The following is a 26,600-nucleotide window of genomic DNA, read 5'->3' on the forward strand; positions in this document are numbered from 1 at the left end:
CTAAATGGCTAGTTTAGCTTTTACGGCAATTCCAATCTTAAAAGGTCACGGATACCAGTTTAACCCAAATCTTGACCTCATGAAAGCCTACGCCCTAACTTGTGTTCTTGCGGCAGTTGTAACCTTTGGATGCAGTAAATCTGAAAATGATATCAAAGCTGATGTCGAGGAGCAACCGAAAGGTGATGCCGACTATACCCTGCTGGTAAACACCAATGGAAAGTTCAAAGCCACCTCGGTTCAAGGCAACTCGGAAAAACTTAGTCCCAATGAAAAGGATAGCGATTTCCAGGAAATTGCAGAACCACTTTTGATTTCGGAAGAAGGAAAGGTTGTCACTATGTACCTAAAAGATTCGGCGTGTTCCGGTGAAATCATCGTACACGATTTTAGTCAGGATACTTCCACAGAAAAGGACGTATTTACAGATTTGAGTGCTTGCAACCTTATTCCCAAAGCAATCGTGAAGGGTGGAAACAAAGTTTATATCGCCTACGAAAAGGAGATTAATGGCCAAAACAAGGGGTTTTGGGTAAGGGCCATCGAAATGTCCGAAACCGAGACTGCGTCTGAAGACATAGCACTTACATATCGTCCTGAAGAAATGGTTTTTTCCAACGATAAACTCTTTATCCTGGGAATGGACGAAGAAATCACCGATGAACACAAATTGATGGTCATTGATTTCGCGAGCGACAAAGCGATTACTTTTAAGAATCTGGGGTATGATGCCCGCACTATTTTGAAAAATTCCCAAGGGAACGTCGTAGTAGGTTACGATGAAATGCATGTTATCTACGACAGCGCGACGATGGTTTCAGAACAAACGAATTATCTTGAAGGCAAAGCCCCGAACTTTTTCAACTCCCGTCTAAAGCATTTCGATAGCAACGGAAAAATGTATTATGCCATGACGGCCAACGCTTACAGTGAATATCCGAAAGTTCCGGCGATATATGATTTCGATGAGAATTTGGTTAAACTATATGCTTTTGAAAATTTCTTGACCGAAGCGCAGCGTGACCATGAGTTCGCAATCGAAAATACGACCGTAGTGCATTATGACGAAGCCAACAACATGTTGCTGGTAGGCTATAAGAAATCAGGAGAGAATAATGCAGGGGGAATGCTAAGGATTCAACTTGAACCTAACCCTAAATTGGCGGGGTATCTTGACGTAATGGGTGTTCCCGTCACCATATTCGTGAATTGATGCCACAACATATAGAATGGAGGACATCCCATTAGGTATTCCTTGAGTTGATTCACCGCAGGTCGATTTCGGTGATTAAGTGCCTGGCGTGGCGACGCTGGCGCCTAACAGTTGAAACTTCACATCGCTAAGAGGTCGGAGGTACGGCTAATTGTAATACTTGCTGTTCCAAATAGCAGGGTTGAAATTCTTCCCCATCGCAAATCCATAATAGATGACCATCGCGGCGATGCACTTGAACATAAAGAAGAAGAGGAGCCAAAATTCAGCGTTGGAACTACCTTTTGAGAAAAGCCCTACGGGTGTCAGCAAGGCAACGAAATAGCTAATTACAATCGTAAGCAGGGTCAGATTTACGATATTTTTAAAGGGCCACATCATCATTTTGCGCAGAGGGTGCAAATCATTGCCCCACTTATGGATCAAATAATAATAGTTGTTTCCGATGGGCGTAAAAAGAATTGGGTCATCCTTGTCTTCCAACCTGAATAACTTGGAAGGCGCCATAATCTTAAAGCCTTTGACTTCAATATTGTGCTCCTGTTCGAGCCGTTTTATTTTTGAGATGGCCTCTGGGGGAATATCTCCCTTAAAATACTTGGAATCTAGAAAGCGTAGTCTGTAATCGATACAGACCTTCTTGATTTGACTTAGATGGTAGATGTTGTTCGTGTTCAAAAAATCGAAATCGAAATCATTGATTACGGCATCATCCGAATCGCTGATGTTTTTTTCGATGCGTTTACGGGAATCGGAATCCGCGTTGAGTATTTTTTCGACTTCCCTTAAAATTTCTTGCGAGACTTTTTCATCATTATTGAGATGAACCAGTTTCTCCTCAATGTTAGTCCTTTTAAATAGCATTTATTTTCTTTTCTCTCAAAATTAAACAATTCATTCCTGCATCTGAATTCACATCATAGCCATAAAAGTTAATGTTGTGTTAATAATGAGGGAGAATTAATATAATTTTTCCGAACGAAAAGGCTGACCGTTCGTCTTTTTGCTATAACTGTTTACCTCAGTTCCGCGCCGAGCTCCGTTTGATAGCTATGTAGTAGCTTGTTCATGATTTTATCGATTTGTTTGTCTGTAAGGGTACGCTGTGTATCCTGCAGGGTAAAGCTTACGGCGTAGGATTTTTTTCCTTTCGGGAGGTTGTTTCCGGTGTAGACATCAAAGAGATTAACATCTTTTAGCATCTTTTTTTCCGTTCGTCGGGCGATATCGTAGATTTCCCTGAAGGTTATCCTTTCATCCAGAAGCAATGCAAAATCGCGTTTTACTTCAGGATATTTCGGAATCTCTTTATAGCCTACCTTAGTTGCCTTTGCCAGGGCGATGACCTGATCCCAGTCAAATTCTGCATACAGACAATCCTGTTTGATGTCCATTTTACTCAAAATGGACCCGCTAATCCTACCCAACGAAACCAAGTCTTTGGAGTTCACCTGTAAGGTTAGCCCTTCCGCAAAAACCGTATTCTCCGTCGGCGATGATACGGTTTCCGATATCCCCAAACGATGTAAAACGTTTGTTACGATGGACTTCAGGAAGTAGAAGTCCGTCGTTTTTTCGGTTACCGCCCAGCTATCGCTATCGCGATTACCCGTTAAAAACAAGCTCAAGCATTTGTTTTCGATTCGGCTTGTTTCCCCGTGATGATATGTTTTTCCAAACTCAAAAAATTTAAGGTCCTTTTTCTTTCGGTTGATATTATGGGATATCGCCTCTAAACCGGAGAACAAGAGGGATTGACGCATTACCGATAGTTCTGCGCCCAAAGGATTGAGCATGGTGACCGCACCCTTCGCAAATCCGTCTCCTAAATATTCTGAGTATTCTGGGGAGGTGAGGCTGTTGGCCATGATTTCGAAAAAACCCTGGGCCGCCAAAAAATCACCGATGGCATTTTGCAATTTATGGTCCTCGTGTCTATGTGTCGAGGCTATCGAGGCGTTCAATTTGCTCGTAAAGTCAATATTGTTGTAGCCGTAGACCCTTAAAATCTCTTCGATGACATCAACTTCACGTTGCACATCGACGCGATAGGAGGGGATGGAAAGCCCGAGACCCGCCTCCGTTACACTTTTGACCTTGATGTCCAAAGAAGCGAGAATGGACTTAATAGTATCTTGGGATATTTTCTGTCCGATCAGGGAATAGGTTTTGCGAAAGGTCAAGAATACGTGATGGTCTTCAACGCGTTTCGGATAGAGATCAACGATGTCCGATGACACATCACCTCCCGCAACCTCTTCGATAAGCAGGGCAGCCCGTTTTAACGCATATTCGACGTTCTCGATATCGACGCCCCGTTCGAACCGAAAGGAGGCATCAGTGTTCAGGCCGTGTCTTTTGGCCGTTTTGCGAACGGAGATCGGATCGAAATAGGCACTCTCCAAGAAGATAGAGGTCGTATGTTCGGTGACCCCGGTGTTGATTCCCCCGAAAACTCCGGCGATGCACATAGGCTTCTCGTCATCGCAAATCATCAGATCGTCTTTGTGCAAAGAGCGTTCCACCCCGTCCAAGGTCATGAATTTAGTGCCTTGGGGCAGGGTCTTAACGATAACTTTATTGCCATGTATTCTTTTGGCATCAAAGGCGTGTAGCGGTTGTCCCAACTCGTGCAACACGTAGTTGGTAGCGTCAACGACGTTGTTTATCGGCTTTAGTCCTATGGCGCGTAGCCGATTCTGCAACCAGTTGGGAGAAGGTTTTACGGACAGGTTGTTCATTGTCACTCCACAATATCGTGGCGCGGCCTCGCTATCATCCACGTTGACCTGTATTTTTAAGGAGCGATTGTCGATAGCGAACTGGCTCACCGAGGGGGTTATCAGCTCTTTGTCCACATCGTTCTGAATCAGTCCCGCCTTGAGATCCCTTGCTACCCCATAATGACTCATGGCATCGGCGCGATTGGGGGTAAGACCGATGTCGAAAACCTCATCGTATTCTACTTCGAAAATTTCGGAACATGGGGCTCCGGGCGGGGTATTTTCATCGAGTACCATGATACCGTCATGACCGGTACCGAGTCCGAGTTCGTCCTCGGCGCATATCATCCCGTGGCTTTCCACGCCGCGTATTTTTCCTTTTTTGATTTTCCAGGCCTCTCCCTCCGAAGTGTACAAGGTAGCGCCGATCGTGGCAACCGGTACTTTTTGGCCTTTGGCTACATTAGGCGCGCCGCATACGATCTGCACTGGCGCTTCCGCCCCGATATCGACCGAGGTCAGTTTCAACCGATCGGCATTCGGATGTTTTTCACAGGTGAGTACATGGCCGACGACAACCCCCTTCAATCCGCCTTTGATGGATTCAAAAGAGGTGATGCCCTCAACTTCCAGTCCAAGATCGGTAAGGAGTTCGGCGGTTTTGGCGGATGGGCGATCCATGTTGATGAACTGCTTCAACCAATTGTAAGAAATCTGCATGGCTTAGATTTAAGATAAGGGGGGCCGGTGAAAAATATGGCCCCGATAAAGCAGCGACAAAGATAAAAGAAATGGGTTTGGATTTTCGGGATTGTCTCCTTAAATAATCGTCGACTTCCCCAACCAGATATTTTCATCGTTCAGATTGAGGTTTTCATCCGAATCGACAATATTTCCCGAGATATAGTCCCCTACATAGTCTGTTCCGTATTTACTGCTTCCCAGCACGTCGGGGGTTACCACTTTTTTAACGAAGGATTTGTGCACCGCGACCATCACGGCGTTGGCCTCCTCATCGAGTCCGAAATGCTGCAGCATCATGGCCATACTTAGTATGGATGCCACGGGGTTCGCGATATTCTTGGCCTTGGCTTGCGGATACGAGCCATGAAAAGGCTCGAACATGGCGTTTTCGGCCCCAACGGATGCAGAAGGCAATAAGCCCGTAGAGCCGATGATAACACTGCCCTGATCGGAAAGGATGTCCCCGAACATGTTGTCGGTCAAGATAATATCGAATTGCCGGGGATCCATCATCATCTGTACGGCGGCATTGTCTATAAAAAGGGACTGCATTTCGACCTCGGGATAACTCTTGCCGATTTCGGTAACGGTCTTCCGCCATAGCCGGGAAGATTCCAAGACGTTCGCCTTATCGACCAAGGTCAATTTTTTTCTTCGCTTTTTGGCCGCCTTAAAGGCCAAATGGGCGATACGGCTTATTTCCTGCTCGGAGTATTGGCAAAGATCTGACGCTACACTGCCATCGGCACTCAAGGTTTTTCTACCAAAATAAATACCTCCGGTCAGCTCCCTAAAAATAACCAGATCGGTATTGGCGATTATATTTTTTTTCAAGGGCGAGTTTCCGATCAAGCTAGGGAAAGTTTTAATCGGTCGGATACTGGCAAACAGCCCTAGCTCCTTTCGTAACTTTAAAAGACCTTGTTCCGGTCGTACCTTGGCGTCCGGATTATTGTCGTATTCCAGTGCGCCTATCGCTCCAAATAAAATGGCGTTTGATTCCCGGCATAATTCCAAGGTCTCGTCGGGCAAAGGTTTGCCGGTACTGGTCATGGCGATGGCACCTACCGGGGCTTCCTGATACTCAAAGCGATGGCTGAAGGTCTCCTCCACCGCCCGAAGGCATTTCACGGATTGTGCCAGTACTTCGGGGCCGATTCCATCCCCGCCAAGAAGAGCAATTTTCAGCTTCATCAGTGCAATGGGTTACGAAGTTGTATTAGGGTTTAAAATTAGGCAAATATCTTAATAAGAAAGCATCCCGATGACCGAATTATTTCTAATTGACCGGTTTTCAAAAATGAACTGTACGGAGAAGTTTCCGAGAGGTACCTTCTCGTCAGACAGGTGGGGCGGATTCAAGACCGCTGCGCCCGCTTGAACCTTAAGGCAGGCTTCAAGGTTCGTGCCTTACGCCGTTGACCTGTGATTGCGAATTTTGATTAACGATTGATGAATTGATGCGTCACGAGGTCTGTACGTCGGAGAATGTAGGCTAGACTTAGCTCCTAAGAACAAAAATACTGCCTCGGGAAGCGCAATTACGTTCAAAGCTGAAGGGAGAAGCGGGTTTAGGAAATACTCTCGATATCTAACTTGCAGGCACCAATGATTCTGGGGATATCCTCGTCTGATATCTCTCTTTGGACATCCGCAAATTTCAGGAATTCCTGATAGACATCGTCGAGTTGCCTTTTGGTGAGTTCGTAGCCCACAATTTTGGCCCGGTATGCCAGTGCGGCCCGACCACTTCGTGCCGTTAAGACAATTGACGACTCATTAACACCCACATCTTCGGGGTCGATAATCTCGTAGGTTTCCCTGTTTTTGATGACCCCGTCTTGATGGATGCCGGAACTATGCGCAAAGGCATTGGCCCCGACAATAGCTTTGTTGGGCTGCACCACCATGCCCATTTTTTGGGAAACCATCTGGCTGGTGCTAAACAATAATTTGCTATTGATATTCGTATCGAGATTCAGGTCGGGATGCTGCCGTAAAATCATCACGACTTCCTCCAGGGAAGTGTTTCCGGCCCGCTCACCAATACCGTTGATGGTGCATTCGATCTGACGGGCCCCGTTGATCACGCCGGCAATGGAATTCGCGGTGGCGAGGCCCAAATCGTTGTGACAGTGGCAAGAGAGGATGGCCTTTTCGATGCCTTTTACGTTCTCTTTCAGGTATTTCATTTTGGCCCCGTATTCTTCTGGCAGGCAGTAGCCCGTAGTATCGGGAATGTTCAGTACAGTGGCCCCTGCCTGTACGACGGCCTCACAGATCCTGGCCAGGAAATCGTTATCGGTTCGACCGGCATCCTCGGCGTAAAATTCCACATCCTCCACAAAGGTCTTGGCATAGCTGACGGCACTGACGGCACGTTCGATTATGGCATCGCGATTGGAGTTGAATTTGTGTTTAATATGTGAATCGGAAGTGCCGATACCTGTATGTATCCTTGGCTTCTTAGCATGCTTCAAGGCTTCCGCGGCCACTTCGATATCCTTTTTCACGGCCCGGGTAAGACCACAGACCGTGGCGTTCTTCACCAGTTTTGATATCTCCACGACGGCTTTGAAGTCCCCCGGACTCGATATCGGAAATCCCGCTTCAATAACATCCACGCCCAAATCGTCTAGACGTTCGGCGATGACCAGTTTTTGTTCGGCATCCAGTTTACATCCCGGTACCTGTTCCCCGTCGCGTAGGGTGGTATCAAAAATCTGTACTATGTCTTTACCCATTATATTTTGTACTTTAGCTAGCTTACTTTTTTGGATTATACGAATATAACACCAAAATTAGTCATTTCAGTATCCTTTAAATACTTTTAGTACAACGCCAAGTCGTATTTATGATAATTTAAGATATTGACAAACAACCATTTAAACGATTATTATTACGATGACAAATGCGCATAGGGATGCCTTGTTCGTCCTGGTGAAATCCCTTTCGAAATCAGAGAAACGCCAATTTAAACTTTATGTCGGTCGCTTGGGCGTAAATACCGATGCCAAATTTTTGGCCTTGTTCAATTTAATGGATAAAATTAAAAAATACAACGAGAAAACGATTTTAGGGAGCGGAATCGTCAAAAAGGCCCAGCTCTCGAATCTCAAGGCTCATCTCTATAAACAAATCCTAATTAGTTTGCGATTGAACCCCGTGAACCAAACTCCCAGGGTACAGCTCCGGGAGCAACTTGATTTTGCGACCATTTTGTACCAAAAGGGACTCTACAAACAGAGCCTTAAAATTTTGGACAAGGCGAAGTCCACCGCCATCGAAAATGAAGAGAAGAACATCGCCTATGAAATCGTCGAGCTGGAAAAAATTATTGAAACCCAATACATCACAAGAAGTATTCCCGACCGTGCCGATGAGCTGGCCGTTCAGGCCAAGGAGCTGTCCGCCCAGAATGTTATGACCAGCAAACTCTCGAACCTATCCCTGCAATTGTACGGGCTGATGCTCAAGGTAGGCTATGTACGCAGCGATGAAGATTATTTACAGGTCAAGGAATATTTTGAAAGCCATTTGCCAAAATATCGCATCGAAGATCTGGGGTTCCGCGAAAAACTGTGGTTGTACAAGTCCTATTTATGGTACAGTTTCTTGACGCAAGATTTTTTGTCGACCTACAAATACGCCAGTAAATGGGTGGATCTTTTTTATGAACAAAAAGAACAGATCTACCTCAATCCGGTTTTCTTTATCAAGGGTAATAATTATTTGTTGGAGTCTTTGTTCTACGTGAAATATGCGTCTCAATTTAAACAGACCCTTGAACGCCTTGAGGAGATGGTAGCGAGTAAGAACTTCCCAAAGACCGACAACATTTCTTCGTTGGTCTTTCTCTACGTCAACGCCAATAAATTGAACCTTCATTTTTTGGAAGGCACCTTCAAAAAGGGACTCTATCTGGTTAAAATCGTGGAATACGGTATTAAGAAGCACAAAGATCGGATCGATGCCCATCACGTGATGGTGCTCTACTATAAGATTGCCTGTCTGTATTTCGGTATCGGCGATAACAAGACCTCTATCAAATACCTGAAAAAGATTATCAACAACAAAAACCTAAAAATGCGTGAAGACCTTATGTGCTTTGCGCGGGTATTGAGCCTTGTGGCTCATTATGAGGCAGGCATGGACTACCATCTGGAAGTTCAATTGAAAAGTACCTATAAGTTTCTTTTGAAAATGAACGACCTGCATGCCGTTCAAAAGGAAATGATCAAATTCTTGCGAAACCTAGGGGGGATATACCCACACGAACTCAAAAACGAATTCCAGAAACTGTACGCTGAACTCAAGAAGTACGAGGACCATCCCTATGAAAAACGTTCCTTTTTGTATCTGGATATCATATCGTGGTTGGAGAGTCACCTACAGAACAGGCCTGTTGCGGATATTATCCGTGAAAAGGCCCTGGCGGCCAGGCGTTAACATGACGATACAGCATTATTTTCAACGCCAAACACTAGTTTTCATTTGAGCCGATCTTCAAAATTCAATACCGGAAATTTTCTCGAAATCAATCTGGCGATGTTGCTGATGAGCACTTCCGGCCCATTCGGAAAATTTATAACCCTACCGGTTCCCCTGACCATCGCAATACGCGGATCGTTGGCCCTGATCTTTCTTTTGGCCTATTGTAAGTTCAAAGGTATTTCTTTCGGTCTAGAAGGTCCGGACCGATGGCCCGTATTTCTGAGTGGTTTACTGATGGCCGTCCATTGGCTGACCTACTTTCATGCGCTGCAGTTGTCGAACGTGGCCATCGGCATGTTGTCCCTGTTCACCTATCCGGTCATGACCGCTTTCTTGGAGCCGTTATTTTTAAAATCCCGATTTCAGAAAATCCATTTGTTGCTGGGCGTTTTGGTCCTTTTCGGGATCTATTATTTGGTGCCGGACTTTAACTTTGGTAACCAAAACACCATTGCGATCGGTTTCGGACTGCTTTCCGCCCTGTGCTACGCCATTCGCAATCTGATCCTGAAAACGAAAGTGGATCGGTATCAGGGTTCTCTACTGATGACCTATCAAATGTTTATCGTCGGGTTATTGCTGCTACCGGTCTTTTTTGCGTACGACCTGAACGCAATAGGGCAGCAATGGATGGGACTCTTAGGCGTGGCACTGATCACCACGGTGTTGGGCCATACGATGTTTATCAACTGTTTCAAACATTTTTCCGTTACTACGGTGAGTATTCTCAGTAGCGTACAGCCCGTTTACGGTATTTTGATCGGAGCGCTTTTTATGTCGGAGATACCCGGATGGTCTACCGTATTGGGCGGTACCTTGATCTTGGCGTCGGTTGTGGTCGAGAGCGCAAGGTCATATCGGTAATTCGTAGGCGGGTAATTCAGTATAATATCGACCCACCTGTCGAACGGGCATGTGCCTCGAGCCTGACCTTGGGAGTTCAATTTTAGTCCCCTAAAAAAATCTCCTTATCAGGAGATGATAATGTTCTTATAGGCCGGGGTTTTAGGCCGCCAGTCCGCCATAAGATTTACAAGGGATTTGGAGGCTCGATCAAGGGCAGGCATCCCAAACCGGGTCCCGGGGCGGGGGGGCGGACAAGGTCAACGGTTCTTTCTTTACAGGATGTACAAAGCTCAGGCTACGCGCATGTAAATGAATGCTGGCATCCTTATTACTTCGGTCGAACCCATATTTAAGGTCTCCTTTTATCGGGCGTCCGATGGCGGACATTTGGGCCCTTATCTGGTGATGGCGTCCCGTTATCAGGTCGATTTCCAACAAAAAATAATTGTCCAGTTTTTTTATCACCCGATACGCTAGAATCGCCTTTTTACTATCGGGAACTTCTTTCTTGTTGGCGTATGATTTATTCTGTTTGGGGTTGCGACGGAGCCAGTGGACCAAGGTGTCGCTTTCTTTTGTTGGATTATTCTTTACTACGGCCCAATAGGTCTTGGTCGTCTTTTTTTCCGCGAAGAGCTTGTTAAGGCGCGGTAGGACCTTCGAAGTCTTGGCAAAGACTACGATGCCCGAGGTAGGGCGATCCAAACGATGGGGCACGCCCAGATACACGTTGCCGGGCTTCTTGTATTTTTCCTTTAAATAGTGCTTCACGACCTCGTTCAGGGGCACATCCCCGGTTTTATCGCCTTGCACCAAATCCCCCGGGCGCTTGTTGACAACGATTAAATGGTTGTCCTCATAAAGCACTTGAAGGTTTTTAGCATTTGAAACTGTCTTGTTACCCACTATAACTCTATCTTTTTTTGGTCGGATCTCGTTCAAAACCGAGCATCGCCCCCGTATTCTCGACCTTGGTGCGGACGATTTTCATGGAAATCCCGTCGCATGACTACTCCCAGTTTTTAACTGAATCTCCACTCAAAATTTTCAAATCATCGCATTTTCGAATTTTCACGTGGTTTCCTGGAATTTCTATTTTTAATACTGTTCTTCCTCATTTGGAAAATCCCGTTTTTTGACGTCGGTCACATATTCGGAAATCGCCTTTCCCATATCCTCGTACAAATTCATATAGCGTCTTAAGAAACGCGGATTGAATTCATGGGTCATGCCCAGTAGGTCATGGATGACCAAAACCTGGCCGTCGGCGTATTGCCCGCCCCCGATACCGATGGTAGGAATGCTCAGGCCTTCGGAAACTTTTTTGGTCAGTGCAGCGGGAATTTTTTCCAGAACAATACTAAAGCATCCAAGCTTTTCTAGAAGATGGGCGTCTTCCATCAGTTTCTCCGCTTCTTGATCTTCCTTGGCGCGAACGGTGTAGGTGCCGAACTTATAAATGCTCTGCGGAGTCAGCCCCAAGTGTCCCATCACTGGAATTCCTGCTTTCAGGATCCGCTTGACGGATTCCTTGATTTCCACTCCGCCTTCCAATTTGACCGCATGTGCCCCGCTCTCCTTCATGATCCGTATCGCCGAACGCAGGGCTTCCTTAGGGTCGCTCTGATAACTTCCGAAAGGAATATCGACTACTACCAAAGCCCTTTCCACGGCTCGGATGACCGAGCTGGCATGATATATCATTTGGTCCAAAGTAATGGGAAGCGTCGTCTCATGGCCAGCCATCACGTTGCTGGCGGAGTCACCGACCAGAATCACATCGACATTGGCCGAATCGACGATCTTCGCCATGGAATAATCGTAGGCGGTGAGCATGGAGATTTTCTCCCCGTTTTTTTTCATCTCTACGAGGGACTTTACCGTCACCCGTTTGTAATCTTTTTTTGCGGTCGACATGTTAGGATTGATTTTGGATTTGGCCTTAAATGTAAGGAAATAGTTTCTGTTGGTAAGTCCGGAGGTTAGTAGTTCGTCCTAAACCACATAAATTGAAATGCTTTGCAAGAATATACGATTTCGGCATTTTTCATTAATTTCGGAAAAACCGTCCGTTATGAAGCATGTTCTAAGCTTTTTACTGTGCCTGTTCATCTTTAGTCTTTCTGCCCAGGAATCGGAAAAAGATGACGTACAAAGAACCATAGAAACCTTTTTCGAGGGCTTCCATCAACAGGATTCCATGAAGATAAAACAGACGGTTTCCGATGAAATCGTGATGCGGCGTATTTCAACTGATTCCGCTGGCAAGGCATTCGTACGCCAACAGGATTTCCCCGATTTTTTAAATATGATCGTCAGTATTCCCAAGACCACCCAATTTCGCGAAATTATCAAGTCGTATTCCATTCGGATCGACGGTCCGATGGCTCAAGTTTGGACACCCTATGAATTCAGGTTCAACGGTGAATTCGACCATTGCGGGACCAACTCCTTCCAACTGTTCAAGGAAGATAGGGACTGGAAAATCATCTATATTATCGATACCGGGCGAAAAGAGGGGTGCGACTAAACCTTCCAGCCTTCCCTATGCTCCCGTCCCACAAACTGGTTGGCCTCCTCAAGGTTCGTGATACGCATATTCTCGCCATCCCATAATAGTTTTTTACGTCCGAAAAATTCCATATTGCCTTTCTCGTTTTCTCTGCGCAACAGATAGCTGCGGATGGCGAGATTGCCCATGAGCACCGTTTCCGTCATGGGGCCGGCATAGTCGAAGGAAGAAGTGAGGCCTTTGTGCAACTCACTGTCGAAACCGGCCTTGCAGGCGTTGACCCATTTGCGTTGGTGGCCGTATTCGGGTTCCAGATTTGGTTCGGTCTCTGGGCCAAACTCCGTAGTACCGTCGTTCAGGTACAGTTTAGGCATGAGGGGCGAACTGTCGTTGATATTGGTTGAAATGATACCTTTTTCCCCAATAATCAGCACCCCATTTTGGCTGTCCTCTCCTCCGATATCATCGTCGGCAGGAATAATATCGGGATGTGCGGGACGAATGCCCCCATCGCTCCAGGTCATCTCAATTGGCGACTTGGTCTTATCGGTGGCATCGAAATTCAGGGTGATAAAAGAGGAAGCGGGACAACCCTCGGGATTATAGTCCGCCGTCCACATTTTCGAGTAGACCGAACCGACGCTGCATTCCGCTCCGGTGGGATATTTAAGGTTGAGCGTGCGGAAGGGAATATCTATTAAGTGGCAACCGACATCTCCCAAGGCCCCGGTTCCATAATCCCACCAACCCCGCCAGTTGAATGGATGTAAGTTCGGAATATATGGTTTTTTCTCCGCAGGGCCGAGCCACAGGTCCCAATCGAGCGATTCGGGTTTCAAACTCGGATCGGGATCCGGCATCGCATAGCCTTGGGGCCAAACGGGACGGTTTGTCCATACCTGTACTTTCGATACGGCACCGATCTTGTCATCGTCGATCCATTTTTGTACCATGTTCAATAGCGGATTCGAGCCGCCTTGATTGCCCATTTGACTGACGATTTTATTGTCCCGCGCCATCTGGGTGAGGGTTCGGGCCTCTCGGATGTTGTGGGTCATAGGCTTTTGTACGTAAACATGCTTTCCGCGTTGCATGGCATAGGAAGCCGCCGGAGCGTGTACGTGATCGGGAGTGGAGATGGTGACCGCATCGATTCCTTTTTCCTTGTCCAACATTTCACGATAATCGGCGTACTTTTTCGCCTTGGGAAAACGCTCGACAGAGGCTTTGGCCGAACCTGCAAAATCGACGTCGCAAAGAGCGACCACTTTTTCACGCCCGTCTACGGAGGCGTTCCTGATATCGCTGGCTCCTTTTCCACCTGCACCGATGGCGGCCAGATTCAGGCGGTCACTGGGTGCCATATAACCGACGCCCCCAAGTACGTGGCGGGGAACGATAAAAATCGAGGAGGCCATAGCGCCTTTTTTGATAAACGACCTGCGAGTGGTGTTCGCGGAGCCTTTTTTGCTATTTTTCATGTACATTTAATTTGAATGATTTTATGTGACTCTAAAGTTAATTAAAAATATAGAACAGCAAATTATCTATATCTGAATTCATACAAACCCTCAATATGTTCATAAATACCTGTACAAACTCCCCATAATTCTTATATTTATCCCTTTATTAAAAACACTGTAAAATGAGAATCAATTTGAAATTTTTCTGTACGACGTTAACCGTGTTTCTGGTTACGGTAACGGGGGTACGGGCGCAAGAGAGCAATCCCCTAGAGGGAAAGTGGGACCTGGTCATTGAACAGAACGGAAAGCAACTTCCGTCTTGGTTGGAGATCAAGCATTCTGGGCTGAATACCTTGGTAGGTCGTTTCGTTTATGCAAATGGCAGTGCCCGTCCGATTTCCGAGGTGGAAGTCGAGAACGGAAAATTCAGTTTTGAAATCCCCCCGCAGTGGGAGGATGCCGATTCCGATTTGGATTTCGAAGGGCAGTTGAACGGCGATAAACTGGAAGGTACAATGGAGTATACGGATGGCAAGACGTATAATTGGACGGGCACTCGGGCCCCCAAGCTTGCTTACACCGAAAATCCTAATTGGGGCCAACCGATCGAACTTTTCAACGGAAAAGATTTAAGCGGGTGGACGACCAGTGGCGAAGAAAACCAGTGGAAGGTTGAGAACGGCATCCTCAAGAGTCCTAAATCGGGTTCAAACCTGATTTCCGAGCAGGAATTCGAAGATTTTAAGCTGCATGTGGAGTTTAAGATTCCCGCGGGAAGCAACAGCGGTATCTATCTACGGGGCCGTTACGAGGTACAGATACAGGACGATGCGGGCAAAGAACCGTCCGACATCCTTTTTGGCGGCATATACGGATTTTTGACCCCCAATGAAATGGTCGCCAAACCGGCCGGGGAGTGGCAGACCTATGATATCACCCTGATCGGTCGCCGGGTGACCATCGTGGCCAATGGCAAGACCATTATCAGTGAGCAGAACATTCCGGGAATTACCGGTGGGGCCATAGATAGTAAAGAAGGCGAACCGGGACCGTTTATGATCCAGGGCGATCACGGTGCGGTTTCCTTCCGGAAGTTCACCGTCACCCCGAGAGTGGAGTAGGGGCTAGCAATCGCTCATATTGATGCCGACGGCAAGTCCGCCTTCGGAGGTTTCCTTATATTTAGAGCTCATATCCTTGGCGGTGGCCCACATGGTCTTCACCACTTTGTCCAAGGGTACCTTGGCATCCTTGGGGTCGGAACCGAGGGCCAGTTCGGCCGCGTTGATGGCCTTTATGGCACCCATTGAGTTGCGTTCGATACAGGGTATTTGAACAAGCCCCGCGATCGGATCACAGGTAAGGCCGAGGTGATGCTCCATGGCGATTTCGGCGGCCATCAACACCTGTTCGGGAGAGCCGCCCAGAAGTTCGGTCAAGCCACCGGCCGCCATGGACGACGACACCCCGATTTCCGCTTGGCAACCGCCCATGGCCGCGGAAATGGTGGCACCCTTTTTAAAGATGCTGCCGATTTCGCCCGCTACCAGCAAAAACTGCTTGATATGGCTGAAGTCCGCCTCATGGTTTTCGATGACCATATAATACATGATAACGGCGGGAATCACGCCGGCACTTCCGTTGGTCGGGGCGGTTACGACCCGCCCCAGAGAGGCATTGACCTCATTAACGGCCAAGGCGAAACAGCTCACCCATTTCAATATTTGCCTGAACTTCACTTCGGTATTCCGTATGGTTTTCAACCAGCTTTCGGGCGTTTCGTATGCCTTAATGTCGTTCAACATATTTTTGTTCATCGGGTAGGCCCGTCGCTGTACGTTGAGTCCCCCCGGCAATTTCCCTTCGGTATGGCATCCTAGGTACATACTTTCCAGCATGGTGTCCCATACCTTCTGAATATTCGCATCGATTTCGGAATCGCTGCGAAGGGAGCGCTCGTTTTCAAGCACCAGCTCTGAAATTGATAATTTTTTAGCGTTGCAGTAGGCCAGCAATTCTTTTCCGTTTTGAACGGGATAGGGGAAGGTAGCGAAGGTCGCCTGTTTGCGCTTGGCATTTTTTCGCTCTTTGGTAACGACAAATCCGCCTCCGATAGAATAATAGGTAGTCGCTTTCTTTTTTCCCGAACGTAAGGTCGCCTCGAATCGGAGTCCGTTGGCATGGTATTCCAAAAACTTCCTGTGGAAAAGGATATCCTCCTTCGGGTCGAAGGACAGTTTCCGCTTCTTCCCAAAATTAAGGATATGAATATCCTGAATCTCTTCGACAATTCCATGGATATCTTCAATTGGAATTTCAACGGGATCTGTGCCTGATAGTCCAAGCATCACGGCATAATCCGTCGCATGGCCCTTTCCCGTAAGGGACAATGAGCCGTATACATGTACCCGGATGCTTTCAACCTGGTCAAAAAGCTCGGCGGCCTTCAGTTCCGAGATCCATCGCTCGGCCGCCCGCCAAGGGCCTAACGTGTGGGAACTGGACGGACCGACACCGATTTTTAGCATATCGAAGATACTGATGGATTCCATGTTTTAATGGGCTTTTTGGTGAAAAGTAAAGATAGGATTTAAAAAATGGAAAAATTTTAAATTCCAAACTCCAAGTACCAAATACCAAATACCAAATTCCAAAAGTCATTAGGGACCAACGCAACCGCAGAGTTTGGTATTTGTTTTTTGAACTTTTGAGGACAAAGTCCTCTTTAATGACATCCTGTCAGTTTTACTCCCTTGGCATATTGTTTGTCTTTTAGAGAGCAAATAATAAAGAACAAATACTAATTAAATATATACAGCATGAGTAAGATTATAGGAATTGATTTGGGTACGACCAACTCCTGCGTTTCCGTGATGGAGGGTAATGAGCCGGTGGTAATACCCAACGCGGAAGGAAAGCGGACTACCCCGTCCGTCATCGCTTTTGTAGAAGGCGGTGAAATTAAGGTGGGCGATCCCGCCAAACGACAGGCGGTGACGAATCCCGAAAAAACGATTTATTCCATCAAGCGTTTTATGGGGAACAAATACTCCGAATCCGAGAAGGAAGCCAAAAGAGTTCCCTATAAAGTGGTCAAAGGCGACAACAATACGCCAAGAGTAGTTGTCGACGACCGTAAATATACGCCTCAGGAGCTTTCCGCCATGATACTTCAAAAAATGAAGAAGACGGCCGAGGATTATTTGGGACAGGATGTGACCCGAGCGGTCGTAACCGTGCCTGCATACTTCAACGACTCGCAGCGTCAGGCCACCAAAGAAGCCGGCGAGATTGCGGGATTGACCGTAGAGCGAATTATCAACGAACCGACTGCGGCTTCATTGGCATACGGACTCGACAAGAAAGAGACCGACCAAAAAGTGGCCGTGTTCGATTTCGGTGGTGGTACCCATGACGTTTCCATCCTTGAGTTGGGTGACGGGGTCTTCGAAGTACTTTCTACCGAGGGCGATACCCACTTGGGTGGTGACGATGTCGATCAAAAGATTATCGATTGGTTGGCCGAAGAATTTAAAAAGGATGAGGATATCGACCTGCGTGACGATGCCATGGCGCTGCAACGTTTAAGGGAAGCTGCGGAAAAAGCGAAAATCGAATTATCTTCTTCTGCACAGACCGAGATCAATTTGCCCTACGTAACCGCGACCGCTTCAGGTCCCAAGCACTTGGTACGTACCCTGACCCGTTCGAAGTTCGAGCAATTGATCGACGATTTGGTCAAACGCACCATCGAACCGTGTAAGAATGCGTTAAAGGCAGCGGGACTCTCAAAAAGTGATATCGACCAAGTCATTTTGGTGGGGGGATCTACCAGAATACCTGCCGTACAGGAGGCCGTTGAAAAGTTCTTCGGAAAAAAACCATCAAAAGGAGTGAATCCCGATGAAGTTGTGGCCATCGGTGCCGCGATTCAGGGCGGGGTCTTGACCGGAGATGTTAAAGATGTATTGCTATTGGATGTTACGCCGTTATCCTTGGGTATCGAAACTATGGGAAGCGTAATGACAAAACTGATAGAGGCCAACACCACGATTCCGACGAAAAAATCACAGGTGTTCTCTACGGCTGCCGATAACCAGCCTTCTGTTGAGATTCACGTGTTACAGGGCGAGCGCCCCATGGCGACGGACAATAAAACGATAGGGCGATTCCATTTAGACGGAATTCCCCCCGCGCCACGAGGAACGCCACAGATCGAGGTGACTTTCGACATTGATGCAAACGGTATCATCAAGGTTTCCGCGACCGATAAGGCGACCGGTAAATCACAGGACATCCGTATCGAGGCGTCTTCAGGATTGACCGAAGAGGAAATCAAGAAGATGAAGGCCGAGGCGGAGGCCAACGCGGAATCCGACAAGCAGGCGAAGGAAACTGCCGACAAGCTCAACGAGGCCGATAGCATGATTTTCCAGACCGAGAAGCAATTGAAGGAATTCGGGGACAAGCTTTCCGATGATAAGAAAAAGCCGATCGAAGAGGCCTTGGAGGAACTGAAAAAAGCCCACGAGAGCAAAGATTTGGCCCAGATTACGCCAGCTTTGGAAAAAATCAACGAGGCTTGGAAAGTAGCTTCCGAAGAGATGTACAAGGCCCAGGCCGATGCGCAGCAAGCGGGTGGACCTTCCGACAACGGACAGGATACCGCCGACGCAGGTCCGGATGCCAAACAAGGCGACGACGTCGAGGATGTAGATTTCGAAGAGGTGAAGTAGCCTGTCCTGAGGCGTAGCCGAAGGGTTGATTTTGAAGAAATGATTCAAGCACAATTCTACTGGATGGTGTGTTGAACCAAATCGAAGTCATACATTAGGTCGCCGTAGCGTTACACATTCAAACCCGTCAAGTTTTAAAAACTTGACGGGTTTTTTATGGCGTTTACCTTCCGGGTCGAGCAATCCAATTTTCCAACCTCCAGGGAAGAACTATTTTTGTTCAAAGTTTTGTTAAAAACATTAAACAAAAATAGTTCTTTTCCTTTTTAAGTTGTTCTATCTTGTGCATCGAACATAAAATTGTAAGGATTATGAAAAAGTTAATTTTAAATGGTTTAGCAGTTGTAATGGCTATAGGGGCTTACGCGACCCCAACAGGAGTGGAAAATCAGCCACCAAAGAACGGTAAAGTCGAACTGCAAGACACACCCACTATTGTCGGTGTAGCATCTGGAAATGATGACTTTAGTACTTTGGTCGCGGCAGTCAAGGCTGCGGACCTAGTTGAGACCCTGAGTTCTGATGGACCTTTCACGGTCTTCGCTCCAACCAATTCTGCCTTTGGGGCCTTGCCGGACGGGACTGTAGAAACACTTTTAAAGCCTGAGAACAAGCAAAAACTGACTTCTATATTGACGTATCACGTGGTTTCAGGGAAGGTTATGGCAGCCGATGTCGTAAAAGCAATTAAAGACAATAATGGGAAATATATGGTCGACACCGTGCAAGGCAACAAGTTGACTTTCTCCCTTGACGGCCAGAATGTAGTCCTTACCGATGCTAAAGGAGGTACCGCTACAGTAGCTATGGCAGATGTTGACGCTTCCAATGGTGTCATCCATGCTATTGATTCGGTGGTCATGCCGTAACAAGGAATTTAGGTATATGGCTCGTTTAAAAATTCTCGGTTTCAAGCAAAAAGTATAAACGAGTTCACATTGTAAATACAGAAACGTCCCAATTTTGGGACGTTTTTTCTTTGGTACAGCTTTTGTCTTGAGTTGAAGTAATAAATCCTAATTTTGCGGCATGTTTATAAGACACTTTTTCTACTTTCTCTTGCTAACCTTGGTTTTGCCATCCGTTATGACATCCCAAGAAATCAAAATTTTCACGCTATCCGATTTTGAGCTGAGCGGAAATGTGAAGTCCTGCCAGGTCATAGCGGGCTACGGAAAAGAGGAGTATCATTTCGATTCCTACGGTAGACTGACCAAGATCGTCATCCGTTTCAACGATTTTGACCGTGAAACCACCTATTATAAATATCGCAACGATGAGCTGATAGAAAAAAGGGTCGAGAATTACAGGGACAATGCCTTTGACAAAGCGACCTCAATTGCGAATTTTTATACCATCGATACCACAGACACCAGAAAAGTAACCGAAAAAATAGTGTCTTACACCGAGCGTTTGCTGGAACAGAACGTGTATCGTTACAATGCGGGGGGACAGCTGGTTAGAATGACCCGAACGGATAACGACGGAACCGATATCAATAGTTTCAGTTATGATAGTATCGACAATAAAAAAACGATGACCCAAACTTTGAACGGGAACCCGCTCAAAACCGTTCAGTCATGGAACGAAAAATCAGAAGCAGGCTCGGTACTGGAGCTTAAGACAATCAAAAAATATTTTGAGGGAACGCTAAATACGAAGTCTCACGAGGTGTATAACGCAGATAACGAATTGATTTTGAAAGCAGATTCCCTTTACGATTCCTCAACCGAAAAATGGATTCCCCAACGTCAAATCAGTTATAGCTATGATGAGAACGGATTATTGGCCAAAGAGAAGACTACCCGGGGCAACACGGTGAGCACCAAAGAATATATCTACCAGTTCGACGGTACTGAAAACAATAATTGGGTCAAGGAAATTATCACTCCTGACAATACTTACAAAACCAGAAAGATAAACTATTTCGAAGCCAAAGACACACCGAAGCAGGAATAGGCCACGTTGCGAAATTTTAGCACGAAGAATCGGCAATTATTTTCAACTTCCCGTCAATTCTTTTGAAAATAATCATAAAAGTACCGTTACGATCCCCACTATCTAGAGAAAGAAAATATTGTCCCATCACATAATACGCGTCCGCATTGATTTTCGTAATGGCATCGATCTTGAAATTTAAGGCACCCGTATCCTTTTTGGTCGGGTATCCGCTTTTATAGTTGTCCAAGGTAGTCTGCCAACCGCGGGTAATTTTTCCTCCGCTGTAGTAGGTTAGGGAGTCGGACTCCCAATAGCCCTCCATAAATCCTTCCAGATCATTGTTCGACCAGGCCTTGCGCTGTTGGTCGAGAATGGATTTGATCGTTTCCACATCTTTGTTTTGGGCGGATGATACATGGGTAGATACAAGAAGTAAAAGGGCTATAGAGAGCGTCCTGATTTTCATATAGGGTAAGTTTTAAGACAGATAAAGTTGAACGGACAATGATAAACTGGCGATTTTCGTTGTTTACTCCTGTTTCTTTAAATTATCCTGACCAAGTTGTGCGGCGGGTGACATTGTCAATTCGTTAACTGCTCCTTATGATCGTTCGCTTTTTGCCTTAGAATTACGAAGGCCTTGGTAATATGGTATTCAATAGTTTTCTTAGTCACATTCAAGTGGTCGGCGATTTCACCGTTGGTACAACCTTCTTCCTTACTCATTAAAAATATCTTTTTACACTTTGGGGGCAAGTTCTGAATTTCTCGCTGTACGAAGCAAAGTAGTTTTTCCAAAAGAGCATCATCCTTTGGTGTAATCCGCTCCATCTCTTCCATGTACTTTTGTTCCAGGGTGGTGACCGACTTCTGTCTTCTGTACTGGTCGATAAATTCGTTATGTACGGAACGATAGAGAAAGCTCTTGATGGTAAATTCCGTTTTCAGACTACGGCGTCGTTCCCAGGTTCTAATAAAGACATTCTGTACAATGTCTTCCGCCTTGCTCTTATCCTTTACCAAACTTTGGACATAGCAGCAAAGACGATGATGGTATGTATCAACCAGATAGGCATAGGCTTTTTCATTCCCCTTCTTTAGCTGGCGCATCAAGAACGTATTGTCGTTAAATCCGATTTCCATGGTTGTGAAATAGACAATATTAAGACTTCGAACAACTAAAATTAATAAAAAAAATATCAAATAATTTAGGGTTGATGTAATTTCTTGCGTAATAACTGCAGAACCCTTATATGAAAAACCGATTAGAAAGCAGTTCCGAAAACAACATATAATGGGTGAATACGATTCCGAGAAGGTCAAGCAAAGACTATTAAAAAGAATCCGTCAAGACAAGCGTGACCTGCTAAAAAGACGTGCGTTAAGGGCATTTCAATATACCGTTGTGGGACTTGTGTGCTTGGGACTTGGATACGGATACTATACCATGTCTGCCCCACATCAAGATGTACGGATGCTAAATCACGGGAATGAAATCGTGCTGCAGCAATCCGACGGGTCCTATAAGGCCATCCGAGATAATATCAACACCTCGATAAGGAGCAAAAATGGCCGTCGGATAGGATTCCTAAAAGGGAATCAACTGCTATACTACGGTACACCGACCACCGAAGAATTAGGCTTTAACACCCTTAGCGTACCTTATAAAAAACAATTTAAATTGATATTGGGCGATGGCACTAAAGTCCATCTCAATGCGGGCACTACCTTAAAATATCCAGTGCAGTTCAAAAGTGGAAGTGAGCGCGAGGTTTTTTTGGATGGAGAAGGTTATTTCGAAGTTGCAAGGGATCAAGAACATCCTTTTATCGTGAATACGAACGCCTTGAACATACAGGTTTTGGGGACAGAGTTCAACGTATCAGCGTATTCGGATGATGTCAACATCAGCACGGTACTAGTAGAAGGATCAGTAGGGTTTTTTGAAAGGGATGAAACATTCGATGCAATAAAAAGTCAAAGATTAGATCCCGGGCACATCGCAAATTGGCAAAAGAAAGACGGCTCAATGCAAATAGAAGAAACGGATACAGACCTTTACACGGGGTGGATGGAGGGAAAAATAATTTTTAACCACACTCCGTTCAAGAAAATCCGCAAAATATTAGAGAGAAATTACAATGTTGTGATTTCCAATGGGTATGAAGAACTTGACGAGGTAAGATTTACGGCCAGTTTCGATACGGAGACCATTGAACAGGTCTTACACACATTCAGTAAAAATTATCCAATGCGCTATACGGTCGACGACCGCGAAATAGTTATCAAAAAGCCTTAAACCAGGCATTCTATGAATGGATTTTTAAAAGAAAGAACAAATCGGAAAATGCTGCCACATTCCCGATAGACTTTAGAGTGATTCACAACTATAGTTAACCATCTAAATGTACACAAAGATATGAAAAACACAATCAAGAAGATAGGAGGCTACGCCATCTATCCGTTGAAGTTCCATCAAAAAATGAAACTCTGCTTTTACCTTTTCGCCATCGTATTTTTTCAAGCCCAGGGCAGCCCCTCCGAAGACACAAAAATCACGTTGACCTTGAAAAATGCCAGCATTGAAACGGTGCTTCAAAAAATCGAAACCTTAACGGAGTTTAAGATTTTGTACAACGACGACCAGATTGATTACAAACGAAAAGTGACTGTCGAATATGTCGATGAAACCGTAATGAAGATCCTGAGCGAACTGTTTGCGGACACCCCGGTAACTTTTGAGATTTTTGAAAGCCAAATTATTTTAACGAGAACTTTGCCCGTGGTCGCTAACGAGGAAGTAGAGCAAACCGCACAAAACGTACAACAGGAAGTTTCGGGCAAGGTTACCGATGCTAATGGGGCGCCTATACCTGGGGTCTCGGTACTGGAAAAAAATACGACGAACGGAACTGCCACCGATTTCGAGGGCAACTACACCATAGCAACAGGTTCAAATGCTACTTTGGTCTTCAGCGCCTTGGGTTTCGGAACCAAGGAAGTCGTCGTGGGACAGTCATCAACGATTGACGTAAGTCTAGAAGAAGATTCCCAAGCCTTGGATGAAGTGGTGGTAACAGCGCTGGGTATCAAACAGGAAACCCGTAAACTGGGATATGCGGTCGCCAAAGTAGATGCCGAGGAGGTAAACGTCAACCGATCTTCCAATTTCATGAATTCATTACAGGGCAAGGTTGCCGGGGTCAACGTATCAGCCTTGGGCACCGGACCCGGGGGATCTTCTAAAGTACGAATACGCGGACAATCCTCCATTTCGGGCACCAACAATCCGCTTATTGTAGTGAACGGGGTGCCCATCGATAATACCAGTTTCGGCACTAATATCGGTAGTAGTGGTAGCAGTGGGGAGTTGGGTACCAGTAGTGGCGGGGTTACCTCCGATGGTGGGGATGGATTTTCCAGTATCAATCCCGATGATATAGAGAGTATGACCGTCTTAAAAGGAGCTACGGGTGCTGCACTTTACGGCTCGCGGGCCAAGGATGGCGTTATCATGATTACGACCAAGACCCGTGGCAGCGGTCAAGGTATCGGTGTGGCCTATACCATTAGCGTTGCCGATCAAAATCCTCTGGATTTTACCGATTACCAGTACGAATATGGCCAAGGGGAGAACGGGGTACGGCCGACCTCGGCGAATCCCACTTCGGGGCAATGGTCCTTCGGTGAAAAATTCCAACCGGGAATGACGCAAGTTTTATATGACGGATTGGTATTGCCCTATGAGCCGGTATACGACAGGGTTAAAAAGTTCTATCGCCATGGGCTCGATGTGACGAACTCGATTTCACTTTCCGGCGGTGGGGACAAAGGCGGTTTTAACCTGTCGATGTCCAATCTCGACAGTAGAGGAATCACGCCCAACAATGAGTTCAAAAGGATAACGGCCAGTCTAGGTGCTACTTATAATTTATCGGAAAAGCTGTCCTTTACAACGAACATTAACTATTCCAACGAAAAGAATACGAACCCCCCCAACGTCGGCCAGCAAGACAATACTATTCCGGTATCCCTATTTAATGTGGCCAATTCGATGCCCTTGGATGTTTGGAAGGCGAATGCTTTCGACGAAAATGGTAATGAAATTGTATACTCCCGTTTCCGAAACAGGACCAACCCCTATTTTGTATTGGCCAAACAGTTCAACAATATCACAAGGGACCGTGTGTTCGGAAATGCATCCTTTAAATATAATTTCTTTCCGTGGCTTTTTGGGCAGGTAAGGGCCGGGCAGGATTATTGGTCCCGAGACCAGGATTATAATGGATTTCCAACGGGACAGGCGTCCAGGCCGCCAGCACCCGATGGTTTTGTCAATGGTACCTACACGCAGGAGGTGCGCCGGTTTCGGGAAACGAATGTTGATTTTCTATTGTCCGCAACAAAAGATTTTGGGGAGGATTTCGGGTTCGGACTGACTTTGGGCGGAAACAAAATGAAAAGAGTATCTAAATTGAACCGGGTAAACGTTACCGATTTCATCATAAGGGATCTGTATACGGTACAGAACGGTAGGGTAAAAGACCCCATTTTCAATCTTTCGGAAAGGGGAGTAAATTCTTTGTACGGTACTCTGGATCTTTCTTACAAGGAAACCCTTTATTTAAACGGGACATTGCGGAATGACTGGTTCACTACCTTGTCTCCTGAAAATAGAAGTATTTTATATCCTTCGGTATCCGCGAGCTATGTGTTTTCCAATAACTTTGGGGATTCCAGTTGGTTGTCATTTGGTAAGTTACGGGCTGCTTATGCAGAAGTGGGCAGTGATACCGACGTGCCTCCCTATTCCGATGTGTTGTTCTACAGCATAAATGCCAATCTCTTCGCCAATTCCGAAGGACAAGTACAGCCCGTGGCCGGAGCGAACACCAGCACCCTGCCCAATCCCAATCTAAAACCCGCCCGCGTTACCGAGGCCGAGGTAGGTCTGGATCTTCGAATGTTCGATTCTCGGTTAAACCTCGACCTGAGCGTGTACCGAAAGACTACTTTAGATCAAATTATCCCGGCACAGATATCGAATACCTCGGGGTTTGAGAATACGCTTATCAATAGTGGTGAGAGCCGCAGTGATGGGGTAGAGGCGTTGCTGACCTTGGTGCCGATCCGTAACGAGGATTTTCGTTGGGACCTTACTTTTAATACTTCGTACAACAAGACTAAGGTAATAAGCCTGTTAACGGATGAGCCCGGTGAAAGCATCGTGGTCGGTTCACATGCCTTCAACGGATTTCTATACCAAGTAGTGGGAGAGGAAATCGGTCAATTGGCCGGTTTCGGTTACAAATTGGATGACCAAGGCCGCCAGATTTTTGCCGATGACGGAAGACCCCTCCGTTCCGACGATATTGTCTTCTTCGGTAGTGCCTTGCCCCGATGGATCGGAGGTATAACAAACACTTTCCGCTATAAGAATTTCAATGCATCCTTCTTGGTGGATTTTAAACTAGGCGGCAAAATGATTTCAGGTACGAATTTTAATGCTACCCGTCACGGACTTCACAAACAGACCCTGCCCGGAAGGGATACCGGGGTAGTTGGGGTTGGGGTGAATGAAGCGGGAGATACCAATACGGTAGCTACCGAATCCCAGACCTATTGGGAAGTGATACGCTCGCAACAGCTTATCGAGCCCATCGTTTATGATAGCGGTTTTTGGAAATTGCGACAGTTGACCCTTGGTTACGACTTTGGTGGGCTTCTCTCCGAAAACGCATTGGTAGAAGGAGTAACGCTAAGTTTGTTCGCAAACAATCTGTTTATCATAAAAAAATGGGTGCCCAACATCGACCCCGATTCCTTCGGATATAGTTCGGACAACGTTTCGGGACTTGAGTCTACCGGGGTTCCGACGACCCGTACTATCGGTTTTAACCTCAACTGCAAATTTTAAAGTATAAA

The 26,600-nt window shown here is 46.2% G+C and carries 20 protein-coding genes; 10 read left to right on the forward strand and 10 right to left on the reverse strand.

Features of this window, described 5'->3' with window-relative positions; translation table 11 throughout:
- The first annotated feature begins 79 nt into the window (after positions 1–79).
- Positions 80–1,213 carry a hypothetical protein gene (locus tag RQM65_RS16755; RefSeq protein WP_314016568.1) on the forward strand — a complete coding sequence of 378 codons (1,134 nt, stop codon included), beginning with the start codon at positions 80–82 and terminating at the stop codon, positions 1,211–1,213.
- Between the two features lie 147 nt (positions 1,214–1,360).
- Here RQM65_RS16755 and RQM65_RS16760 read toward each other — a convergent pair whose 3' ends face one another.
- The 4 genes from RQM65_RS16760 to RQM65_RS16775 form a co-directional block, all read right to left on the reverse strand.
- Positions 1,361–2,077, reverse strand: coding sequence for a hypothetical protein (locus tag RQM65_RS16760; RefSeq protein WP_314016569.1), 717 nt, complete (start codon positions 2,075–2,077; stop codon positions 1,361–1,363).
- A gap of 152 nt (positions 2,078–2,229) precedes the next feature.
- Positions 2,230–4,656, reverse strand: a complete 2,427-nt coding sequence (gene pheT / locus RQM65_RS16765; protein WP_314016570.1) for a phenylalanine--tRNA ligase subunit beta — start codon at positions 4,654–4,656, stop codon at positions 2,230–2,232.
- Between the two features lie 99 nt (positions 4,657–4,755).
- Positions 4,756–5,874: a 3-isopropylmalate dehydrogenase gene (gene leuB, locus RQM65_RS16770; RefSeq protein WP_314016571.1), complete on the reverse strand. Its 1,119-nt coding sequence runs from the start codon at positions 5,872–5,874 to the stop codon at positions 4,756–4,758.
- 377 nt (positions 5,875–6,251) lie between these two features.
- On the reverse strand, positions 6,252–7,424 hold the full coding sequence (locus RQM65_RS16775; RefSeq protein ID WP_314016572.1) for a 2-isopropylmalate synthase: 1,173 nt from the start codon (positions 7,422–7,424) through the stop codon (positions 6,252–6,254).
- A 160-nt stretch (positions 7,425–7,584) separates the two neighbouring features.
- On the opposite strand from RQM65_RS16775, the gene RQM65_RS16780 reads away from it, so the two are divergent.
- The gene (locus RQM65_RS16780) at positions 7,585–9,129 is read left to right on the forward strand and encodes a hypothetical protein (protein WP_314016573.1); all 1,545 of its coding nucleotides are present in this window, start codon (positions 7,585–7,587) and stop codon (positions 9,127–9,129) included.
- Positions 9,130–9,174: 45 nt separating this feature from the next.
- On the forward strand, positions 9,175–10,038 hold the full coding sequence (locus tag RQM65_RS16785) for a DMT family transporter (RefSeq protein WP_314016574.1): 864 nt from the start codon (positions 9,175–9,177) through the stop codon (positions 10,036–10,038).
- A gap of 189 nt (positions 10,039–10,227) precedes the next feature.
- Here the strand turns inward: RQM65_RS16785 and RQM65_RS16790 are convergent, their stop codons facing one another.
- Positions 10,228–10,926 (reverse strand): RluA family pseudouridine synthase, encoded by a 699-nt coding sequence (locus tag RQM65_RS16790; protein WP_314016575.1) that lies wholly within the window; start codon positions 10,924–10,926, stop codon positions 10,228–10,230.
- Between the two features lie 192 nt (positions 10,927–11,118).
- Positions 11,119–11,937 carry a 3-methyl-2-oxobutanoate hydroxymethyltransferase gene (panB, locus tag RQM65_RS16795; protein ID WP_314016576.1) on the reverse strand — a complete coding sequence of 273 codons (819 nt, stop codon included), beginning with the start codon at positions 11,935–11,937 and terminating at the stop codon, positions 11,119–11,121.
- 157 nt (positions 11,938–12,094) lie between these two features.
- On the opposite strand from panB, the gene RQM65_RS16800 reads away from it, so the two are divergent.
- Complete coding sequence (locus tag RQM65_RS16800) at positions 12,095–12,550, forward strand: nuclear transport factor 2 family protein (RefSeq protein WP_314016577.1); 456 nt, start codon at positions 12,095–12,097, stop codon at positions 12,548–12,550.
- On the opposite strand, the gene RQM65_RS16805 is transcribed toward RQM65_RS16800, so the two are convergent.
- Positions 12,547–14,013: a Gfo/Idh/MocA family protein gene (locus RQM65_RS16805; RefSeq protein WP_432279851.1), complete on the reverse strand. Its 1,467-nt coding sequence runs from the start codon at positions 14,011–14,013 to the stop codon at positions 12,547–12,549. The genes RQM65_RS16800 and RQM65_RS16805 overlap by 4 nt on opposite strands.
- Before the next feature lie 164 nt (positions 14,014–14,177).
- Between RQM65_RS16805 and RQM65_RS16810 the strand changes: the two genes are divergently transcribed.
- A complete protein-coding gene (locus RQM65_RS16810) occupies positions 14,178–15,119 on the forward strand; it encodes a 3-keto-disaccharide hydrolase (protein WP_314016579.1) in 942 nt (313 codons plus the stop codon).
- A gap of 3 nt (positions 15,120–15,122) precedes the next feature.
- Here RQM65_RS16810 and RQM65_RS16815 read toward each other — a convergent pair whose 3' ends face one another.
- A complete protein-coding gene (locus tag RQM65_RS16815) occupies positions 15,123–16,550 on the reverse strand; it encodes an L-serine ammonia-lyase (RefSeq protein WP_314016580.1) in 1,428 nt (475 codons plus the stop codon).
- Positions 16,551–16,817: 267 nt separating this feature from the next.
- Between RQM65_RS16815 and dnaK the strand changes: the two genes are divergently transcribed.
- The 3 genes from dnaK (at position 16,818) to RQM65_RS16830 (ending at position 20,693) form a co-directional block, all read left to right on the forward strand.
- The gene (gene dnaK, locus RQM65_RS16820; RefSeq protein ID WP_314016581.1) at positions 16,818–18,734 is read left to right on the forward strand and encodes a molecular chaperone DnaK; all 1,917 of its coding nucleotides are present in this window, start codon (positions 16,818–16,820) and stop codon (positions 18,732–18,734) included.
- A gap of 311 nt (positions 18,735–19,045) precedes the next feature.
- Positions 19,046–19,603, forward strand: coding sequence for a fasciclin domain-containing protein (locus tag RQM65_RS16825; protein WP_314016582.1), 558 nt, complete (start codon positions 19,046–19,048; stop codon positions 19,601–19,603).
- A 160-nt stretch (positions 19,604–19,763) separates the two neighbouring features.
- Positions 19,764–20,693 (forward strand): hypothetical protein, encoded by a 930-nt coding sequence (locus RQM65_RS16830; protein WP_314016583.1) that lies wholly within the window; start codon positions 19,764–19,766, stop codon positions 20,691–20,693.
- 16 nt (positions 20,694–20,709) lie between these two features.
- Here RQM65_RS16830 and RQM65_RS16835 read toward each other — a convergent pair whose 3' ends face one another.
- Entirely contained in the window at positions 20,710–21,141 is a 432-nt protein-coding gene (locus tag RQM65_RS16835) for a YybH family protein (protein ID WP_314016584.1), read from the reverse strand.
- 116 nt (positions 21,142–21,257) lie between these two features.
- Positions 21,258–21,818: an RNA polymerase sigma factor gene (locus tag RQM65_RS16840; protein ID WP_314016585.1), complete on the reverse strand. Its 561-nt coding sequence runs from the start codon at positions 21,816–21,818 to the stop codon at positions 21,258–21,260.
- Between the two features lie 151 nt (positions 21,819–21,969).
- Between RQM65_RS16840 and RQM65_RS16845 the strand changes: the two genes are divergently transcribed.
- Positions 21,970–22,974, forward strand: a complete 1,005-nt coding sequence (locus tag RQM65_RS16845; protein ID WP_314016586.1) for a FecR family protein — start codon at positions 21,970–21,972, stop codon at positions 22,972–22,974.
- A gap of 120 nt (positions 22,975–23,094) precedes the next feature.
- Positions 23,095–26,592: a SusC/RagA family TonB-linked outer membrane protein gene (locus RQM65_RS16850; protein WP_314016587.1), complete on the forward strand. Its 3,498-nt coding sequence runs from the start codon at positions 23,095–23,097 to the stop codon at positions 26,590–26,592.
- The last annotated feature ends 8 nt before the right edge of the window (positions 26,593–26,600 follow it).

It is taken from the genome of Pricia mediterranea, assembly GCF_032248455.1.
GTDB lineage: Bacteria > Bacteroidota > Bacteroidia > Flavobacteriales > Flavobacteriaceae > Pricia > Pricia mediterranea.

Excerpts from the sequence above, each read along its gene's own strand:
- RQM65_RS16755 (WP_314016568.1), top strand. The coding sequence starts at position 80 with ATGAAAGCCTACGCCCTAACTTGTGTTCTTGCGGCAGTTGTAACCTTT.
- RQM65_RS16760 (WP_314016569.1), bottom strand. The coding sequence starts at position 2,077 with ATGCTATTTAAAAGGACTAACATTGAGGAGAAACTGGTTCATCTCAAT.
- pheT (WP_314016570.1), bottom strand. The coding sequence starts at position 4,656 with ATGCAGATTTCTTACAATTGGTTGAAGCAGTTCATCAACATGGATCGC.
- leuB (WP_314016571.1), bottom strand. The coding sequence starts at position 5,874 with ATGAAGCTGAAAATTGCTCTTCTTGGCGGGGATGGAATCGGCCCCGAA.
- RQM65_RS16775 (WP_314016572.1), bottom strand. The coding sequence starts at position 7,424 with ATGGGTAAAGACATAGTACAGATTTTTGATACCACCCTACGCGACGGG.
- RQM65_RS16780 (WP_314016573.1), top strand. The coding sequence starts at position 7,585 with ATGACAAATGCGCATAGGGATGCCTTGTTCGTCCTGGTGAAATCCCTT.
- panB (WP_314016576.1), bottom strand. The coding sequence starts at position 11,937 with ATGTCGACCGCAAAAAAAGATTACAAACGGGTGACGGTAAAGTCCCTC.
- RQM65_RS16800 (WP_314016577.1), top strand. The coding sequence starts at position 12,095 with ATGAAGCATGTTCTAAGCTTTTTACTGTGCCTGTTCATCTTTAGTCTT.
- RQM65_RS16805 (WP_432279851.1), bottom strand. The coding sequence starts at position 14,013 with ATGAAAAATAGCAAAAAAGGCTCCGCGAACACCACTCGCAGGTCGTTT.
- RQM65_RS16810 (WP_314016579.1), top strand. The coding sequence starts at position 14,178 with ATGAGAATCAATTTGAAATTTTTCTGTACGACGTTAACCGTGTTTCTG.
- RQM65_RS16815 (WP_314016580.1), bottom strand. The coding sequence starts at position 16,550 with ATGGAATCCATCAGTATCTTCGATATGCTAAAAATCGGTGTCGGTCCG.
- dnaK (WP_314016581.1), top strand. The coding sequence starts at position 16,818 with ATGAGTAAGATTATAGGAATTGATTTGGGTACGACCAACTCCTGCGTT.
- RQM65_RS16825 (WP_314016582.1), top strand. The coding sequence starts at position 19,046 with ATGAAAAAGTTAATTTTAAATGGTTTAGCAGTTGTAATGGCTATAGGG.
- RQM65_RS16830 (WP_314016583.1), top strand. The coding sequence starts at position 19,764 with ATGTTTATAAGACACTTTTTCTACTTTCTCTTGCTAACCTTGGTTTTG.
- RQM65_RS16835 (WP_314016584.1), bottom strand. The coding sequence starts at position 21,141 with ATGAAAATCAGGACGCTCTCTATAGCCCTTTTACTTCTTGTATCTACC.
- RQM65_RS16840 (WP_314016585.1), bottom strand. The coding sequence starts at position 21,818 with ATGGAAATCGGATTTAACGACAATACGTTCTTGATGCGCCAGCTAAAG.
- RQM65_RS16845 (WP_314016586.1), top strand. The coding sequence starts at position 21,970 with ATGGGTGAATACGATTCCGAGAAGGTCAAGCAAAGACTATTAAAAAGA.
- RQM65_RS16850 (WP_314016587.1), top strand. The coding sequence starts at position 23,095 with ATGAAAAACACAATCAAGAAGATAGGAGGCTACGCCATCTATCCGTTG.